This is a genomic window from Sporanaerobacter sp. PP17-6a (assembly GCF_900095615.1).
GTDB lineage: Bacteria > Bacillota > Clostridia > Tissierellales > Acidilutibacteraceae > Acidilutibacter > Acidilutibacter cellobiosedens.
Genome location: NZ_FMIF01000002.1, coordinates 141307 through 158776, shown reverse-complemented (window position 1 = coordinate 158776; position 17470 = coordinate 141307). Strand labels below are relative to the sequence as shown.

Annotated in this window: 15 protein-coding genes; all 15 read left to right on the top strand. The window is 34.7% G+C overall.

Annotated elements, in window-relative coordinates; all coding sequences use genetic code 11:
• The first annotated feature begins 81 nt into the window (after window positions 1-81).
• The 15 genes from PP176A_RS15760 (at window position 82) to rnpM (ending at window position 17457) form a co-directional block, all read left to right on the top strand.
• On the top strand, window positions 82-1986 hold the full coding sequence (locus PP176A_RS15760) for an acyl-CoA dehydrogenase family protein (RefSeq protein WP_083381729.1): 1905 nt from the start codon (window positions 82-84) through the stop codon (window positions 1984-1986).
• A gap of 51 nt (window positions 1987-2037) precedes the next feature.
• A complete protein-coding gene (locus tag PP176A_RS01840; protein WP_071138737.1) occupies window positions 2038-3240 on the top strand; it encodes an FprA family A-type flavoprotein in 1203 nt (400 codons plus the stop codon).
• 289 nt (window positions 3241-3529) lie between these two features.
• Window positions 3530-4540 carry a D-alanine--D-alanine ligase family protein gene (locus PP176A_RS01835; RefSeq protein ID WP_071138736.1) on the top strand — a complete coding sequence of 337 codons (1011 nt, stop codon included), beginning with the start codon at window positions 3530-3532 and terminating at the stop codon, window positions 4538-4540.
• A 174-nt stretch (window positions 4541-4714) separates the two neighbouring features.
• Window positions 4715-5422: a 30S ribosomal protein S2 gene (gene rpsB / locus PP176A_RS01830; RefSeq protein ID WP_071138735.1), complete on the top strand. Its 708-nt coding sequence runs from the start codon at window positions 4715-4717 to the stop codon at window positions 5420-5422.
• Window positions 5423-5498: 76 nt separating this feature from the next.
• Window positions 5499-6146 (top strand): translation elongation factor Ts, encoded by a 648-nt coding sequence (tsf, locus tag PP176A_RS01825; protein ID WP_071138734.1) that lies wholly within the window; start codon window positions 5499-5501, stop codon window positions 6144-6146.
• 110 nt (window positions 6147-6256) lie between these two features.
• Complete coding sequence (gene pyrH / locus PP176A_RS01820) at window positions 6257-6973, top strand: UMP kinase (protein WP_071138733.1); 717 nt, start codon at window positions 6257-6259, stop codon at window positions 6971-6973.
• A gap of 2 nt (window positions 6974-6975) precedes the next feature.
• Window positions 6976-7533 carry a ribosome recycling factor gene (frr, locus tag PP176A_RS01815; protein WP_071138732.1) on the top strand — a complete coding sequence of 186 codons (558 nt, stop codon included), beginning with the start codon at window positions 6976-6978 and terminating at the stop codon, window positions 7531-7533.
• 50 nt (window positions 7534-7583) lie between these two features.
• Window positions 7584-8333, top strand: a complete 750-nt coding sequence (locus PP176A_RS01810; RefSeq protein WP_234958748.1) for an isoprenyl transferase — start codon at window positions 7584-7586, stop codon at window positions 8331-8333.
• The gene (locus PP176A_RS01805) at window positions 8334-9122 is read left to right on the top strand and encodes a phosphatidate cytidylyltransferase (protein WP_083381728.1); all 789 of its coding nucleotides are present in this window, start codon (window positions 8334-8336) and stop codon (window positions 9120-9122) included.
• Window positions 9123-9141: 19 nt separating this feature from the next.
• On the top strand, window positions 9142-10152 hold the full coding sequence (rseP, locus tag PP176A_RS01800; RefSeq protein ID WP_071138730.1) for an RIP metalloprotease RseP: 1011 nt from the start codon (window positions 9142-9144) through the stop codon (window positions 10150-10152).
• Window positions 10153-10158: 6 nt separating this feature from the next.
• The gene (gene ispG / locus PP176A_RS01795) at window positions 10159-11208 is read left to right on the top strand and encodes a flavodoxin-dependent (E)-4-hydroxy-3-methylbut-2-enyl-diphosphate synthase (protein ID WP_071138729.1); all 1050 of its coding nucleotides are present in this window, start codon (window positions 10159-10161) and stop codon (window positions 11206-11208) included.
• A 36-nt stretch (window positions 11209-11244) separates the two neighbouring features.
• Window positions 11245-15519: a PolC-type DNA polymerase III gene (locus PP176A_RS01790; RefSeq protein ID WP_083381727.1), complete on the top strand. Its 4275-nt coding sequence runs from the start codon at window positions 11245-11247 to the stop codon at window positions 15517-15519.
• 117 nt (window positions 15520-15636) lie between these two features.
• The gene (rimP, locus tag PP176A_RS01785; RefSeq protein ID WP_200795942.1) at window positions 15637-16101 is read left to right on the top strand and encodes a ribosome maturation factor RimP; all 465 of its coding nucleotides are present in this window, start codon (window positions 15637-15639) and stop codon (window positions 16099-16101) included.
• A 14-nt stretch (window positions 16102-16115) separates the two neighbouring features.
• Complete coding sequence (gene nusA / locus PP176A_RS01780; protein ID WP_071138728.1) at window positions 16116-17165, top strand: transcription termination factor NusA; 1050 nt, start codon at window positions 16116-16118, stop codon at window positions 17163-17165.
• 13 nt (window positions 17166-17178) lie between these two features.
• Entirely contained in the window at window positions 17179-17457 is a 279-nt protein-coding gene (gene rnpM / locus PP176A_RS01775; RefSeq protein WP_071138727.1) for an RNase P modulator RnpM, read from the top strand.
• Window positions 17458-17470: the final 13 nt, after the last annotated feature.

Below are 17470 nucleotides of genomic sequence, written 5' to 3'. Positions count from 1 at the left end.
ACCATAAAATTAGGTATTTGGTATGCTTTATAATAAGTTTTATACAAATAAAATATAATTTAAATAAAAGGAGGGAATGGTATGTTTTTTAAGACAAGGGAAGATCATGAATCTTTACGTACAAAAATTCGAGAATTTGCGGAAACTGAATTGAAACCTCAAACGTTTCTTCTTGATAAGGAGAATGAGTTTCCTACAGAGATTGTCAGAAAAATGGGAGAGATGGGTTTGATGGGAGTTCCATATCCTAAGGAGTATGGCGGTTTAGACTTGGATATGATCAGTTATGCTATTGCCGTTGAGGAGATTTCTCGAATAGATGGGGGCACCGGAGTTATTCTTTCTGCTCATGTTTCTTTAGGATCGTGGCCCATATTTGCTTATGGTACAGAGGAACAAAAACAAAAATATCTGATTCCTTTGGCAAAAGGCGAAAAATTGGGGGCATTTGGTCTTACAGAACCAAATGCCGGCAGTGATCCGGGGGGAATGGAAACCACGGCTGTTCTTGACGGTGATTATTATATACTGAACGGCGGAAAGATTTTTATAACAAATGCAGATAAAGCTGATATCTATATTATTTTTGCTGTTACTATACCGGATATAGGAACTCACGGTATTAGTGCATTTATTGTGGAAAAAGGATGGGAAGGTTTTACTTTTGGAGATCACTATGACAAGATGGGTATCCGTTCGTCTTCTACTGCTGAATTGATTTTTAATAATGTGAAAGTTCCAAAGGAAAATTTATTAGGAAAGGAAGGAGACGGATTTAAGATCGCAATGTCTACTTTAGATGGCGGTCGTATCGGTATTGCCTCCCAGGCTTTAGGTATTGCTCAAGGAGCTTATGAAAGTGCTTTAGAGTATTCCAAAGAAAGAATTCAGTTTGGAATGCCTATTTGTCATCAGCAGATTATTTCATTTAAACTGGCTGATATGGCTACAAAGCTTCGAGCATCCCGACTTATGGTATATAGTGCTGCCGACCTTAAGGAAAATCATGAGTCTTATAGTATGGAATCTGCCATGGCAAAGCAATATGTTTCTGACAATTGTTTGGAAATTGTAAATGATGCCCTTCAAATTTTTGGAGGTAATGGGTATTTGAAAGGCATGGAGGTAGAGCGGGCTTATCGTGATGCAAAAATTTGTACAATTTATGAAGGCACCAACGAAATTCAACGGATAGTTATTGCGTCTCACATTATCGGGAAAATGCCAAAAAATGAAGCCACCACACGGGGAAAACGAGGGTCCTTAACCGGAACACGCAAAAAGATGATTTTTAAAGATGGTACTGCCAAAGAACAAGTAGCTGCTTTGGTAGATGCGTTGAAAGCGGATGGATATGATTTTACCGTAGGGATAGACATTGATACTCCTATTTCCAAAGCTGAGAGAGTTGTAAGTGTAGGCAGGGGAATTGGCAATAAAAAAAATATGTTCATAGTGAAAGATCTTGCTGTTCAAGCAGGCGCAGCTCTGGGTTCTTCCCGTCCTGTAGCCGAAACCCTGAAATATGTTCCCCTAAACCGTTATGTTGGAATGTCGGGACAAAAATTTAACGGCAATTTATATATAGCCTGTGGTATTTCCGGAGCAGGTCAGCATTTGAAAGGAATTAAAGATGCCACTACCATTGTTGCTATTAACAATGATCCAAATGCTCCTATTTTTAAAAACTGCGATTATGGGATTGTAGGAGATATGATGGAAGTTGTTCCGCTACTTACTGCCGCCCTTGATAATGGCGAACCTAAAAGGTTAGCACCTCCCATGAAAAAAATGAAGAAGGCTGTTCCGAAAAAGGTCGCTCCGTCTTGGAAGAGATATGTCTGCAACGGATGTGGATACGAATACGATCCTGCTGTCGGAGATCCGGATAATGATATTCAGCCGGAGACTATTTTTGACTCCCTTCCCGAAGAATGGATTTGTCCTGAGTGCGGCGAAGAAAAGAAAAATTTTATAGAAGTATAATAAAATTGCTAAAAATAATAAATATTTATTTAATGTAAAGGAGGATTTGGTATGCATTGTGTTAGAAAAGTAATTGATGATCTTTATTGGGTAGGAGCTAATGATCATCGTCTTGCATTATTTGAAAATATTCATCCTATTCCACGAGGTGTTTCTTATAATTCATATGTGCTTTTGGATAAACGGACAGTTCTTTTTGATACGGTAGACTGGTCGGTTTGCCGTCAATTTTTAGAAAATATTGAAGCGGTTTTGAAAGGCAGACAATTGGATTATTTAGTGATTAATCATTTGGAGCCTGACCATGCTGCATGTATTGAAGAGATTTTATTGCGTTATCCTAAAATCAAAATTATAAGTAATGAAAAAGCTTTTATGATGATGCGACAGTTTGGTTTCCATATTGATGAACGCATTGAAGAGGTTAAAGAAGGGGATACGAAATCTTTCGGGAAACATGTGGTGACTTTTGTATCTGCGCCGATGGTTCATTGGCCTGAAGCCATGGTTACTTTTGATACGACTAACGGAGTTCTTTTTTCTGCAGATGCTTTTGGTTCCTTTGGTGCTTTAGACGGAAAACTTTTTAATGATGAGGTGAATTTCGAACGTGATTGGATAGATGATGCCAGAAGATATTTTACAAATATCGTAGGAAAATATGGTCCTCACGTTCAGGCACTGCTCAAAAAGGCTTCAGGAATTGATATTAAAATTATATGCCCTCTTCACGGTCCCGTATGGCACAGTAATTTAGGATATTTTTTGGATAAATATGACAAATGGAGCAGATATGAACCGGAGGAAAAAGGAGTTATGATCGTATATGCTTCTATGTATGGCAATACCGAAAGTGCGGCGACCATCTTGGCCTCAAAGTTGGTAGAAAAGGGTTTAACTAATTTGGTAATGTACGATGTCTCTAATACCAATGTATCCTATTTGATTTCTGAAACATTCCGTCTCAGCCATGTAGTATTGGCTTCCGTTACTTATAATTTGGGAATTTATCCAATGATGCACAGTTATCTGATGGATATGAAGGCATTAAATTTGCAGAAACGTACTTTTGCCATTATAGAGAACGGTTCTTGGGCTTGTAAGTCAGGAACATTGATTAGAGAATTCCTGGAAAATGAAGTTAGGGATATGACTGTTTTAGATGAAAAATTGACTCTAAATTCAACTATGAACGAAGATAATCTTTCGGATATGGAAGTTCTTGCTGATAGCATTATTAAGTCCATGAAATAATTTTTTTATAACCTGTGGGAAAGCCATATTTACCTTAATTTATACTTGACCTAAAATGGGTTTCAAAAAAGGTTTCATTAATATATTAATGAAACCTTTTTACTACTACTAATAATACCTTTTTGAATTCAGGGAGGTATTATTTATATAATCTTAAAAATATCTTTTACGGTATCATTGCTTTTTAACATAATAAAATTTGGAGGAATTGCTTGAGAATGGATGCAGAATGTGATATAACATAATCGGCGATAAGTTTTATAATGTCAAAGAAAAGGAGATAATATAGATGAAGGCGGGTATATTTTGGAGAAAGCTCAGAAATGTAGAGCAGCAAATGAGACTTACCTCTGACAAGGTTTATGATGATGCTTATGAAGAGGCCTACCATCATTATTCAGCTTTGAAAACTGCCGGTTATGATGCTTGCCTCTTACAATGGAAAAAAGACCCCAGAGAAACTTTTGATGATATTAAAAAAGAAAATATTGATATTATATTTAACGCATCCAGTACAAAGGAAATTGCGTTTTTAGAAACCTTCGGTATTCCTTATGTTGGGTCGGGAATTGACCTTGTACCATTAAACAAGGCTCAAAGAAAGGAAATTGTGATTTATAATAAACTTCCAACCCCTAAGTTTGTCATAGCCGATGATGCAAATAGGATACCGGAAATAAATTTAAATTATCCTCTTTTTGCTAAACCTATTGCAGGAAGGGGAAGTGCCGGTATTGGTGAGGATAATATAATATACAGGAAAGAAGAATTACCAAGAGTAGTGAAAAAGATTACCGAAAATATTGGGCAGAGAGCATTAATAGAGGAATTTATAGAAGGAAGAGAGATAACCGTTGGCATCATAGGGTATAAAAAATCCATAGTGCTACCTATTGTAGAAATAGGGTACAATTCTGTTAAGACCAATACATTTGAACATAAAATGTATGATAAAGAAATAATATATTGTCCTGCTGATTTTTCAAAAGAAGAGGAGAGGCGTATTAAGAATACGGCTTTAAAAATATACAAGGTATTAAATGCAAAGGATTATTCCAGAATTGATATGATTATAGGGAAAAACGGTATACCATACTTTTTGGAGCTTAATACCTTTGCTGGACTTACTATGGATTCGAAAAAAGATGAGTACGGCGATATGAAAGTTCATCATGGATATATGGGATATTCCGCAAAGGCTGCGGGAATGACTTCATCAGAGTTCATAAGCACTATTTTAGAAAGCGGGATAGAAAGATATGGTTTAAAAAATAAGGATAAAAGAAAATTAATATCTTAATGTAGTGTGAAGAAAAGGAATGTATAAAAAAATAAAAATATGTTGATTATAGCAATGATATATGCTATACTACTATAGTGATTACACACATTCGTGGATTTTTAAAGACGTGCCTTTGATGGTACTTTAAGAAGATGAGATGAATGGAGGAATAAAACATGGAGGTGAATTTAAATGTCAGTTATTACGATGAAAAGTTTATTGGAAGCAGGGGTACACTTTGGACATCAAACCAGAAGATGGAACCCTAAGATGGCAGAGTATATATTTACTGAAAGAAATGGTATATATATCATTGATCTTCAGAAAACGGTGAAAAAAGTAGAGGAAGCTTATGATTTTGTAAAAGAAGTATCCGAAAATGGTGGAGAGATATTGTTTGTAGGAACTAAAAAGCAAGCTCAGGAAGCAATAGAGTCGGAAGCCAAGAGATGTGGTATGCACTATGTTAATCAGAGATGGTTAGGCGGAATGTTAACTAACTATAATACCATCAGAAAAAGAATTGACAGATTACAAGAGTTAAATACTATGGAGGAAGACGGAACTTTTGATCTTCTGCCCAAGAAAGAAGTAATTAAATTAAAACATGAAAGAGACAGACTGGAAAAGTTCTTAGGCGGAATTAAGAATATGAATAAAATTCCTGATGCTATCTTTGTAGTCGATCCAAGAAAGGAAAGAATAGCGGTTAAAGAAGCTAAAATATTAGGAATACCTGTTGTTGGCATTGTTGATACAAACTGTGATCCGGATGAAATAGATTATGTAATTCCGGGGAATGACGATGCTATAAGGGCAGTTAAGTTATTAACTGAAACTGTTGCAAATGCAGTATTGGAAGGAAAACAGGGAGAACAGATGGAAATTTCTGAGGAATAAATAAGAGGGTAAGGGGGAGAGAAGATATTTTCTTATTTCACTCTTACCGTTTTTTGACAATAGAAGGAGGGATACGATGAGTATATCTGCATCACTTGTTAAAGAATTGAGAGAAAAAACAGGCGTTGGAATGATGGATTGTAAAAGAGCATTGGAGGAAACCGATGGGGATGTTGAAAAAGCTGTTGATCTTCTGAGAGAAAGAGGATTATCCAAAGCGGCAAAAAAAGCGGGAAGGGTAACTGCTGAAGGTTTAGTAGATGCATACATACACAATGGAAGAATAGGTGTTTTAATTGAAATAAATACAGAAACGGATTTTGCTGCTAAAAGTAGTGATTTTAAGCAATTTGTCAGAGATATGGCAATGCAAATCGCTGCTTCCAGTCCTAAATATGTTTCTAAAGAAGATGTTCCGGAAAACGAAGTGGACAAAGAAAGAGAAATTCTTACTGAACAGGTAAAGAACGAGGGAAAACCAGAACATGTTGCCAATAAAATTGTTGAAGGAAGATTGGAAAAATTTTATGAAGAGGTATGTTTGTTAGAGCAGCCTTTTATCAGAGATACCGATATTAGAGTAAAAGATTTACTTAATGAAAAGATTTCTAAGATAGGAGAAAATATAAAGATAAGAAGATTTGTAAGATACGAAGTCGGAGAAGGATTGGAAAAACGAGAAGAAAATTTTGCTGAAGAAGTTGCAAAACAAGTTAAAATGTAAATTTTACTTAAATGGAGAACAAATATTTGTTCTCCATTTAAGTAAAATCTCGAAAAAACAAGAAGGAATTATTGAGTTTATATAGAATTAAACATTTGAGGAGGATTAGCATGAGTCAGCCAAAATATAAGAGGATTGTATTGAAGTTAAGTGGGGAAGCTTTAGCTGGAGATAAAGGAGTAGGAATAGATGAAGATACTATCGAAAAAATATCGGAACAGATAAAAAAGCTGCAACTTATGGAGACTGAGATAGCTATAGTAGTAGGAGGAGGAAATTTTTGGAGAGGACGTAGTGCTAAGGGAATGGATAGAGCTACTTCTGATTATATGGGGATGCTTGGAACTGTTATTAATGCTTTGGCATTACAGGATTCCTTAGAAAAAGCCGGAGTTATAACAAGGGTTCAAAGTGCGATTGAAATGAGAGAGGTTGCGGAACCGTATATCAGAAGAAGGGCAATAAGACATTTGGAAAAGGGAAGAGTAGTTATATTTGCCGCGGGAACGGGAAATCCTTATTTTTCTACGGATACTACTGCTGCATTAAGAGCTGCTGAAATTGAAGCTGATGTGATATTGTTGGCCAAAAAAGGAGTCGATGGAGTTTACGATTCTGATCCTAAGATGAATTCAGAAGCCAAAAAATTCGAACAGTTAAAGTACATAGATGTTTTAAATATGGGATTAAAGGTCATGGATTCAACAGCTACATCTCTATGTATGGATAATCAAATACCTTTAATTGTATTTGGTATTGATGAACCGGACAATATTATAAATGTTGTTCTTGGTAAAAAAATTGGAACTCAAGTAAAGGAGGAATAGCTATGTATCTGGACATTCATAAGGAAACAGAAGAGAGGATGAAAAAGACAATAAGTGTGTACAAAGAAGAACTTGCAGGGATAAGAGCAGGAAGAGCAAATCCATCTATTTTGGATAAAATTACTATTGAATATTATGGAGCCGTTACACCTTTAGTTCAGGTTGCGGGAATATCTGCGCCGGAACCGAGACTTTTAGTTATACAGCCTTGGGATCCTAAGACAATTTCGTTAATTGAAAAGTCAATATTAAAGTCGGATCTCGGATTAAATCCTTCCAATGACGGCAAGATTATTAGACTTGTTATACCTCAATTGACGGAAGAACGAAGAAAGAGCTTGGTAAAAATGGTAAAAAAAGCTGCCGAAAATGCTAAAGTTGCTGTAAGAAATACTCGACGAGACAGCAATGAAAAATTAAAAAAGATGGAAAAGAATAAAGAGATAAGTGAAGACGAAAGAAAGGAAGCTGAGGAAGAAACTCAGAAGATAACGGATAAATATGTGGAGGAGATTGATAAATTAACCTTGAAAAAGGAAAATGATCTCATGGAAGTATAATTTTCCCCTTCTTCTAAAGAAGGGGCTTTTATTAACTGGAGGTTGTAATGTTGGAAAATAAAACGAATGAAGCGAACAGAATTAAAAACTTAATTGATAAAAATAGGCTGCCGCAGCATATATGCATAATAATGGATGGAAATGGAAGATGGGCTAAAAAAAGAAATATGCCAAGGACTTTTGGCCATCAAGAAGCAATGGAGAGAGTAAAGGAGATCGTTGAGGCAGCTACTAATATAGGAATTGAATATCTTACTTTGTATGCATTTTCTACAGAAAATTGGAAAAGACCTAAAGACGAAGTGGATAATTTGATGAAGATTCTAATAAAATATCTCAGAAGTGAGCTGGATAAAATGTGTAAAAACCATATAAAATTTAATCCCATAGGTGATATAGAGGGGCTTCCCAAAGTCGTTGTTTCTGAGATAAAAAAAACAGTTGAAAAAACTAAGGATAATAGTAAAATGGTATTGAACATTGCCTTAAATTATGGTGGAAGAGATGAAATAATATATGGAATCAAAGGTCTTTTAAATGACATAAATTTGGGTAAAATTAGTATTGATGAAATAAACAGTGAGATGTTTTCCGATTATTTATATACTAAGGGTCAGCCTGATCCTGATCTATTGATAAGGTCAAGCGGAGAACTTAGAATAAGTAATTTTATGCTTTATCAAATAGCTTATACTGAATTTTGGTTTTCCAATATATACTGGCCCGATTTTACGGAAAAAAATTTTTATGAAGCAATCCTGGATTATCAAAAAAGAGACAGAAGATATGGGGGAATTTAAGTGAAAGATTTTGCCATCAGAACCATAAGCGGAATAATAGGAGTTATAATAGTCATGTTTATTGTTTCAAAAGGTGGAATAATGTTAGATTTGTCTATATTTTTTGTTTCCCTTATCGGAATATATGAATTAAACAAAGCATTTGGGAATATTAAAGATAACAAAATGGTTCCTAATATATGGCTGGCGATTTTGTTCACTTGTGGATTATTTATCAATAGTATAAATAATAATGTTTTGCCTTTTAATCTTATGATCAATCTTATGATGCTGATGCTTCTTATAATTATTGTATTAAACAAGAAGATTTCTGTTTATAATGTTTCAATAACTTTGTTTAGTGTTATGTATGTTCCTTTTTTTATGTTTCATATTGTATATTTGGATAAGAGCATATATATTTGGCTTGTATTTATAATTGCCTGGGGAACAGATACTTTTGCTTATATTTTCGGTAACCTTATGGGGAAAAGAAAACTATGCCCTGAATTAAGTCCTCATAAAACTCTGGAGGGTTCTATAGGGGGAATATTGGCAAGTATTTTTTTGGTATTGGCTTTTTCGATTTATTTTAATATTGCTCCCTTGTGGAAGATGATAATATTGTCTGTGTTGGGTTCCATAGGAGCTCAATTTGGAGATTTAGCCGCATCCAGAATTAAAAGGACAGTAAATATTAAAGATTACGGATATATTATACCGGGACATGGTGGAGTTTTAGATAGATTTGATAGTATAATTTTTGTTGCACCGATAGTATACTATTATGTATCATATATATTAAAGTAAAAGATAGGTGGTGTTATAATTGAATACAGCTTTAGCTGTTATTTTTGTTTTTCTGATGGTTATCGTTCTTCACGAATTTGGACATTTTATCGTTGCAAAATTAGTGGGAATTAAAGTTAATGAATTTTCCGTGGGCATGGGTCCCAGAATATTTCATAAGAAAAAAGGTGAAACGGATTATTCTATTCGTGCTCTTCCTATAGGAGGATATGTAAAAATGGAGGGAGAGGATGAAAATTCTTCAGATCCCAGAAGTTTTAATAATAAGCCTGTTGGTTCGAGAATAGCTGTAGTGGCTGCAGGAGCCATTATGAACTTTGTTTTGGCAATAATCGTCTTTGCAGTAGTTGCTTATATAGTGGGAAGACCTACTAACGTTATAGATAAAACAATTGAAAATTCTCCGGCCTATGAGGCAGGGTTAAAGAGCGGAGATAAAATTGTTGCCATAAATGATAAGGCGATCAATAGTTGGGACTCCATATCAGAAGGGATAAACAGTACCGAAGAAGGCCAGGAAGTAAAGATATCCATATTAAGGAATTCTCAAAAATCCGATTATTATTTAAAGCCAAAGGTGGAAGACGGAAGAATGATTATAGGAATTTATCCGGCCTATGAAAAAAGCATTTCTTATTCTGCTAAAAGCGGATTTGAAACTACCGGCTCTATATTAAAATTAATGTTTAAAATTCCTTCAATGATATATAATAAGCAATTAACTTCAAAAGATGTTTCAGGGCCTGTAGGAATAATATATACTATTGGAGAAGCCGCGAAATATGGATTTGCCAATGTGTTATATATCATGGGCTTTATCAGCGTGAATTTAGGATTTTTTAATCTCTTGCCCATACCTGCCCTTGACGGGAGCAGAATATTGTTTCTAATAATTGAATTTTTCAGAGGTAAACCTATAAATCCTGAAAAGGAAGGATTTATCCATTTCATTGGTTTTGTGGCATTGATACTTTTGATGATATTTGTTACCTATTCGGATATCTCCAGATTTAATTTAATTGGGAGGTGATTTTAAATGAAAAGAAGAAAAACAAGAAAAATATTTCTGGGGAAAGTTCCTATAGGAGGAGGATCCCCAATAACGGTTCAGTCAATGACCAATACGAAAACCAATGATGTTGAAAAGACAGTTAATCAGATTCACCAATTGGAAGAGGCCGGCTGTGATATTGTAAGGGTGGCGGTTCCGGACTTAGATTCATGCAATGCTATTAAGGAGATAAAGAAGAGGATTAATATACCCCTCGTTGCAGATGTCCATTTTGATTACAAATTGGCAATCGGTTCTGTGGAAAACGGGGCTGACGGCTTAAGAATTAATCCGGGGAATATTGGTTCCAGTGAACGGGTCAGAGAAGTTGTTAAGGCATGTAAGGAAAGAAATATTCCTATAAGAATAGGAGTGAATTCCGGTTCTGTTAAAAAAGAATATCTGGAAAAATATAACGGAGTGAATGAATATTCCATAGTTTATAGTGCATTGGAACATGTAAGGATACTGGAAGATATGAACTTTAATAATATGAAAATATCTTTAAAGGCCAGTGATATAGCTCTTACGGTAAAATCTTACATGAAAATGGCCGAGTATGTTGATTATCCTTTCCATATAGGAATAACCGAGGCGGGTACTCCATGGAGAGGAACCATCAAGTCTGCTGTAGGGATAGGTGCTTTACTGCTCATGGGCTTGGGGGATACTATAAGAGTTTCTTTAACTGGGGATCCTGTTGAAGAGGTGAAAGTCGGAAAAGAAATATTGAACTCCTTAGGGTTGTCTAATGATTCTTTGGAGATTATATCTTGCCCCACTTGTGGGAGAACCCAAATTGATTTGATACAAATTGCAAATGAGGTTGAAAGAAGAACGAAGAATATAAAAAAGCATATTAAAATTGCTGTAATGGGATGTGCCGTAAACGGACCGGGGGAAGCAAGGGAAGCGGATATCGGAATTGCCGGTGGAAAAGGAAGCGGCCTTATATTTAAAAAGGGGGAGATAATCAAAAAGGTAAAAGAAGAAGAATTGGTAAATGAATTTATGAAAGAAATAGAAAAGATGTAATCATTCCCAGATTAGAGGGAGGGATAGGAGTAACTGATGAGTAAAGGCGTATCTTTAAATAAACTTATAAATGATAATCATATGGATTTAAATTTTACGGAAGATATTATTATAAACAAAGTTAAGATCAACTTAGATGAAAAATTGTTATCGGTTGATCTTAAATCTTTTAATATAATTGATGACAAAGATATAGATGATTTGAAAGAAAAATTAAAAGAGAGATTTAATGAGTTTAGTGTGAAGATCAATATTAAATATGAAATTGAAAATTTCGATGAAAAGGATAATATAAATAAATATTTTAATAATATTATGTATTTAATAAATAAGGAAACGCCGGTCAATAACCCTTGGAAGGAATATTTGAATTGGCATTTTTCGGAGGATACATTTTATATTGAAATAAACAATCGTATTGTATATGATACTTTGGAAAAGAACGGAATAATCCGTGATATAGATTTAAAAATTCATGATGAGGTTAATAAAAAGGCCCAATTTAAATTGATAAATAAAAATGATGGTATTGATAGTAAAGAAGAATTTTTAAAGGGAACATTAAATGAAGAAAAAATTTTATCTAAAGCTATGATAGAAAATCAAAGTAAAGTTTCAAACATTAAAACCAAGGAGAAAAGAAAATCTTCTTCCTATACGCTTGGCAAAAAGATTGAGGAAGAACCTATCGATATTTCTGAAATAAATTCCAATATATCTCATGCCGTCGTAAAGGGAGAAATATTTAATGTAGGGAAAAGAGAAATCAAGGGAGGAAAAAAGTTATATATTTTTAATATTACGGATTATACTAATTCCATTACCGTGAAATCATTTGTTACTTCCAAAAAAGAAGAGGAGATGGATCTTTATATTAAAGAAGGAACATATGGAAAGATAGAAGGGGATATAATATTTGATACATATTCCAAACAATTGGTTTTAATGATGAAAAACTTTAGTATTATGGAAAAACCTAAAAGAATGGACAGTGCCGATGAAAAAAGGGTGGAACTTCATCTTCATACTCAGATGAGCTCAATGGATGGCATCAATAGTTTTTCTTCTTTGGTGGAGAGGGCTTCCCAATGGGGACATAAGGCAATAGCCATAACGGATCATGGAGTTGTCCAGGGATTTCCTGAAGGAATGGAAGCCGGGAAAAAATACAATATAAAAATTCTTTATGGATTAGAAGGATATATGGTAAATGACAAGAGCAGTATACTGTCAAATCCTCAAAATACTGAAATTAGTGATACCTATGTGGTATTTGATATAGAAACTACCGGATTGTCTCCCAATAATGATAAAATAACGGAAATAGGAGCGGTAAAAATAAAGAATGGAGAAATTCTCGAAAGGTATAATCAATTGATAAACCCGGAAATACCTATACCGGAAAAGATAGTCGATCTTACCGGAATTACAGATGAGCTGGTTAAAGATAAGCCTAAAATAAGTGAGATACTTCCTGATTTTTATTCTTTTATAGAAGGAGCCAACCTTGTTGCTCATAATGCGTCTTTTGATGTGGGATTTATCAGAGAAAATCTTAAGTTATTGGGAATTGATCTTAAAAATCCTGTTATAGATACGTTGGAGCTGTGCAGATCCCTGTTTCCGACTTTAAGAAATCATAAATTGAACACTGTTGCCAAGCATTTAAATGTTTCCTTGGAAAACCACCACAGAGCAGTCGATGATGCAAAAGCTACTGCAGACATATTTTTAATCTGCCTTGATATTCTGAAAAAAAAAGGAATTCAAAATATCAGCGAAATAAACAAAAAACTTTCAAATAATAAAAACCTTACTAAGGAAGATACTTATCATATTATTATATTTGCCAAAAATCTTGTGGGGGTTAAAAATTTATACAGGTTAGTTACTGAATCACATTTGAATTATTTTTACAGAAAGCCCCGAATTCCCAAGTCATTGATAGAAAACTACAGAGAAGGACTTTTAATTGGAAGTGCTTGCGAAGCAGGAGAATTATACAGAGGAATAATTAGGAATAAAGATGATAAAGATATTGATGAAATAGTTAAATTTTATGATTATTTGGAGATACAGCCTATAGGCAATAATATGCATCTGGTAAGAGAAGGAATAGTAAAAGACGAGGAAGAACTTAAAAACATAAACAGAAAAATTGTTGAATTGGGAGAAAAATTCGATAAAACTGTGGTTGCTACAGGAGATGTGCATTTCTTGGATCCGAAAGATGAAATATACAGAAGAATACTCATGTACGGTCAAGGGTTTCATGATGCGGAAGATCAGCCTCCTCTTTATTTTAAGACTACGGATGAAATGCTTGAAGAATTTAGTTATCTGGGAGAAAAGAAGGCTGAAGAAGTAGTAATAAAAAATACAAATTTCATAGCAGATAAAATTGAAGAATTTCTTCCTATTCCCGACGGAACTTTTCCTCCCGTAATCGAGAATTCGGATAAGGAGTTGACGGAAATTACTCACAAAAGGGCAAAGAAGATATATGGAGATCCTCTGCCGGATATTGTTAAGAAGAGACTTGAAAGGGAACTGAATTCAATTATTAAAAATGGCTATGCTGTCATGTATATAATTGCTCAGAAATTAGTCTCCAAATCCCTAAGTGACGGATATCTGGTAGGTTCAAGAGGATCTGTGGGTTCTTCCTTTGTTGCTACTATGAGTGGTATAACAGAGGTGAATCCTTTGCCGCCCCATTATATTTGCGAAAATTGTAAATACAGTGAATTTGTATTAGATAATTCCGTAAGTTCAGGAATTGATATGGAGGATAAAGACTGCCCCAAATGCGGTAAAAAACTAATAAAGGAAGGATATAACATACCTTTTGAAGTTTTTCTCGGTTTTGAAGGAGATAAAGAGCCGGATATTGACTTGAATTTTGCCGGAGAGTATCAGCCTGTGGCTCATAAATATACGGAAGAGCTCTTTGGAAAGGGGTATGTGTACAGAGCCGGTACAATAGGAACTATTGCCGAAAAGACAGCCTATGGATTTGTAAAAAAATATTTTACGGAAAAAGATATTTCCGTTCATCCCGCAGAGATAGAAAGGCTGGTAAAGGGATGTACCGGAATTAAGCGTACTTCGGGGCAGCACCCGGGAGGAGTAATGATTGTACCTAAATACAAAGATATCCTTGATTTTACTCCTGTGCAATACCCAGCCAACGATAAAAAATCAGGAGTTATAACCACTCATTTTGATTATCATTCCATAAGCGGAAGGATATTAAAACTTGATATTCTTGGGCATGATGTTCCGAGTATAATACGAATGCTGGAAGATATCACAGGCGTTGATTCAAGAAAAATTCCTCTTGATGATGAGAAAACAATGGAGATCTTTGTTTCTGCAGATCCTCTTGGGATATCCGGAAAGGATATTAATACGGAAGTGGGTACTTTGGGAATACCTGAATTCGGAACAAAGTTTGTAAGGCAGATGCTTGTCGATACAAAGCCTACAACTTTTGATGAACTGGTAAGAATATCCGGCCTTGCTCATGGAACCGATGTGTGGCTTAATAACGCTCAGGAACTTATCAAGAATAAAACGGCTACATTGAAGAATGTTATATGTACGAGAGACGATATAATGCTTTATTTAATCAATATGGGACTTGATAATAAAAGAGCTTTTAAGATAATGGAAAGAGTAAGACATGGCAGGGGACTGACGGAAGAGGACGAAGATTATATGAGGGAAAATAATGTTCCGGAGTGGTATATAAATTCCTGCAACAAGATTAAGTATATGTTCCCCAGGGCTCATGCCGTAGCATATGTTATGATGTCCTTCAGGATTGCGTATTTTAAAGTCCATTACCCTCAAGCCTTTTATGCTACCTATTTTACAACTAAATCGGCCGATTTTGATGCGGAATTGGTACTTAAAGGAAAAAGTTTTGTGAAGTCAAAGATAAAAGAGCTGGAAGATAACGGAACCGAAAGAACCGCGAAGGAAAAAAATCTTTTAACTGTTTTGGAAGTAGTGCTGGAAATGTATTTGAGAGGTCTTTCTTTTGAGAAGGTGGACCTTTATAAATCCGACAGTGATAAGTTTATAATTGGAAAAGAAGGAATAATTCCTCCTTTAAAATCTCTTCAAGGAGTGGGAGAGACCGTTGCAAGAAATATCGTATCCGAAAGAGAAAAGAGAGAATTTATATCAAAGGAGGATTTGATAAACAGGACCAAAGCAAGTGTTACTGTAGTTGAAGCATTAGAAAACCACGGGTGTTTAAATGGACTTCCTGAAAGTAATCAAATCAGCCTATTTAGTGTTTGATTTTTGTTATAAATATGTTATAATATTATTGACAACAAGAGGAAGTATATTTAAAGAGTGGGAAAACCCACTCTTTGATTTATTTTAAAAGGCGGATAGAGAAATGGAGGTGATACTTTGAATAAAAAATCCATAATAAAGATGGTGGAGGAAATTTCAAATCCGGTTTTACGCGAAAATAACATAGAACTTGTAGATATAGAATTTGTAAAGGAGAATTCAAATTATTTTTTGAGAATTTATATAGATAAGTCCAGCGGTATTACTGTTGATGATTGTCAGAAGGTGAGTGAGTATATAGGCAAAAAACTTGATGAAGTTGATCCCATTGATGTAAGTTATTATCTTGAGGTTTCATCTCCAGGACTGGACAGACCTTTAAAGAGAGAAAGGGATTTAGAGAGAAGTCTCGGTAAAGATGTTGATGTGAGTTTATATAAGGCCTTGCAGGGAAAGAAAAAGTTGTCTGGGGAATTAGTAAGTTTTAATGAAGATATCATAAAAATTACAGATAATGATATAGGTGAAATGGAAATACCAAGAAATAATATATCAAAAATAAAGCTGGCAATAAAATTTTAAGGAGGTTAAGTTAAATGAATGCCGAATTCATAGAGGCACTTGAAGAAATTGAAAAGGAAAAAGGCATTTCAAAGGATGTAATATTTGATGCGCTTGAAGCAGCTCTCGTTTCAGGATACAAAAAGAATTTTGGTTCATCTCAGAATGTTGAAGTTAATATAGACAGAGAGATGGGAACTGTCAAAGTTTTTGCTAAAAAGACAGTTAAAGAAGTAGTTGAGGATTCTTTTTTAGATATAAGTTTGGATGAAGCCAAAAGAATTGATGATAAGTATCAAATCGGCGATATTATTATGATAGAAGTTACGCCGAAAAATTTTGGCAGAATAGCCGCACAAACAGCAAAACAGGTAGTAATGCAAAAAATTAAAGAAGCGGAAAGAGAAGTAGTATTTAATGAATTTGCCGGCAGGGAGAATGAAATAGTAACGGGGCTGATTCAAAGGATAAGTAAAAATATTATATACGTTGATCTTGGAAAGACGGAAGGGGTTCTTCCACCTTCGGAGCAGATAGAGGGAGAGACTTATAATCAGGGAGATCGATTAAAGTTATATATCCTTGAGGTTAAAAAAACCACTAAAGGCCCTCAAATAATACTTTCCAGATCTCATCCGGGTCTTGTAAGGAGATTGTTTGAACTGGAAGTTCCGGAAATACATGATGGAATAGTTGATATTTATGGAATTTCCCGTGAAGCAGGATCAAGGACTAAGATAGCTGTTTTTTCTAAGGATCCCGATGTGGATCCTGTGGGAGCTTGCGTAGGTTTTAAGGGAAGCAGGGTAAAAGCTATAGTAAATGAGTTAAACGGAGAAAAAATAGATATAATTATATGGAGTAAAAATGTTGGAGAATTTATTTCAAACAGTTTAAGCCCTTCAAAAGTTTTGAAAGTGGAAGTAAATGAAAAAGAAAAATCTGCATTAGTAATAGTGCCCGACTATCAGCTTTCTTTAGCTATAGGGAAGGAAGGACAAAATGCGAGACTTGCGGCTAAATTGACTAATTGGAAGATAGACATAAAGAGTGAGAAACAGTATGAGGAAAGGAAAAAAGAATAGGAGGGTAGTTAACTTGAAAAAAAGAAAAATTCCCCTGAGAAGGTGCGTAAGTTGTGGTGAAAGTAAGCCGAAAAAAGAGCTTATAAGAGTAGTTAGGAATACAAATGATGAAATTGAAATCGATATGACAGGAAAAGTTAATGGAAGAGGAGCATATGTCTGCAGAAAAACGGAATGTATTGAATTGGCAGGTAAAAGTAAAAAGCTTTCAAAATCTTTGGAAAAAGAAGTGCCGGAAGAAATATTTCAAGAACTTTTTAACTTAGCCCAGACCAATAAGGAAGAAGAGTGAAAATCACTTGTAA

What these genes read in the sequence shown, in the direction of transcription:
- PP176A_RS01835 (WP_071138736.1), top strand. Translation starts at nt 3,530, where the DNA reads ATGAAGGCGGGTATATTTTGGAGAAAGCTCAGAAATGTAGAGCAGCAA.
- PP176A_RS01840 (WP_071138737.1), top strand. Translation starts at nt 2,038, where the DNA reads ATGCATTGTGTTAGAAAAGTAATTGATGATCTTTATTGGGTAGGAGCT.
- ispG (WP_071138729.1), top strand. Translation starts at nt 10,159, where the DNA reads ATGAAAAGAAGAAAAACAAGAAAAATATTTCTGGGGAAAGTTCCTATA.
- PP176A_RS15760 (WP_083381729.1), top strand. Translation starts at nt 82, where the DNA reads ATGTTTTTTAAGACAAGGGAAGATCATGAATCTTTACGTACAAAAATT.
- frr (WP_071138732.1), top strand. Translation starts at nt 6,976, where the DNA reads ATGTATCTGGACATTCATAAGGAAACAGAAGAGAGGATGAAAAAGACA.
- rpsB (WP_071138735.1), top strand. Translation starts at nt 4,715, where the DNA reads ATGTCAGTTATTACGATGAAAAGTTTATTGGAAGCAGGGGTACACTTT.
- tsf (WP_071138734.1), top strand. Translation starts at nt 5,499, where the DNA reads ATGAGTATATCTGCATCACTTGTTAAAGAATTGAGAGAAAAAACAGGC.
- pyrH (WP_071138733.1), top strand. Translation starts at nt 6,257, where the DNA reads ATGAGTCAGCCAAAATATAAGAGGATTGTATTGAAGTTAAGTGGGGAA.
- PP176A_RS01790 (WP_083381727.1), top strand. Translation starts at nt 11,245, where the DNA reads ATGAGTAAAGGCGTATCTTTAAATAAACTTATAAATGATAATCATATG.
- nusA (WP_071138728.1), top strand. Translation starts at nt 16,116, where the DNA reads ATGAATGCCGAATTCATAGAGGCACTTGAAGAAATTGAAAAGGAAAAA.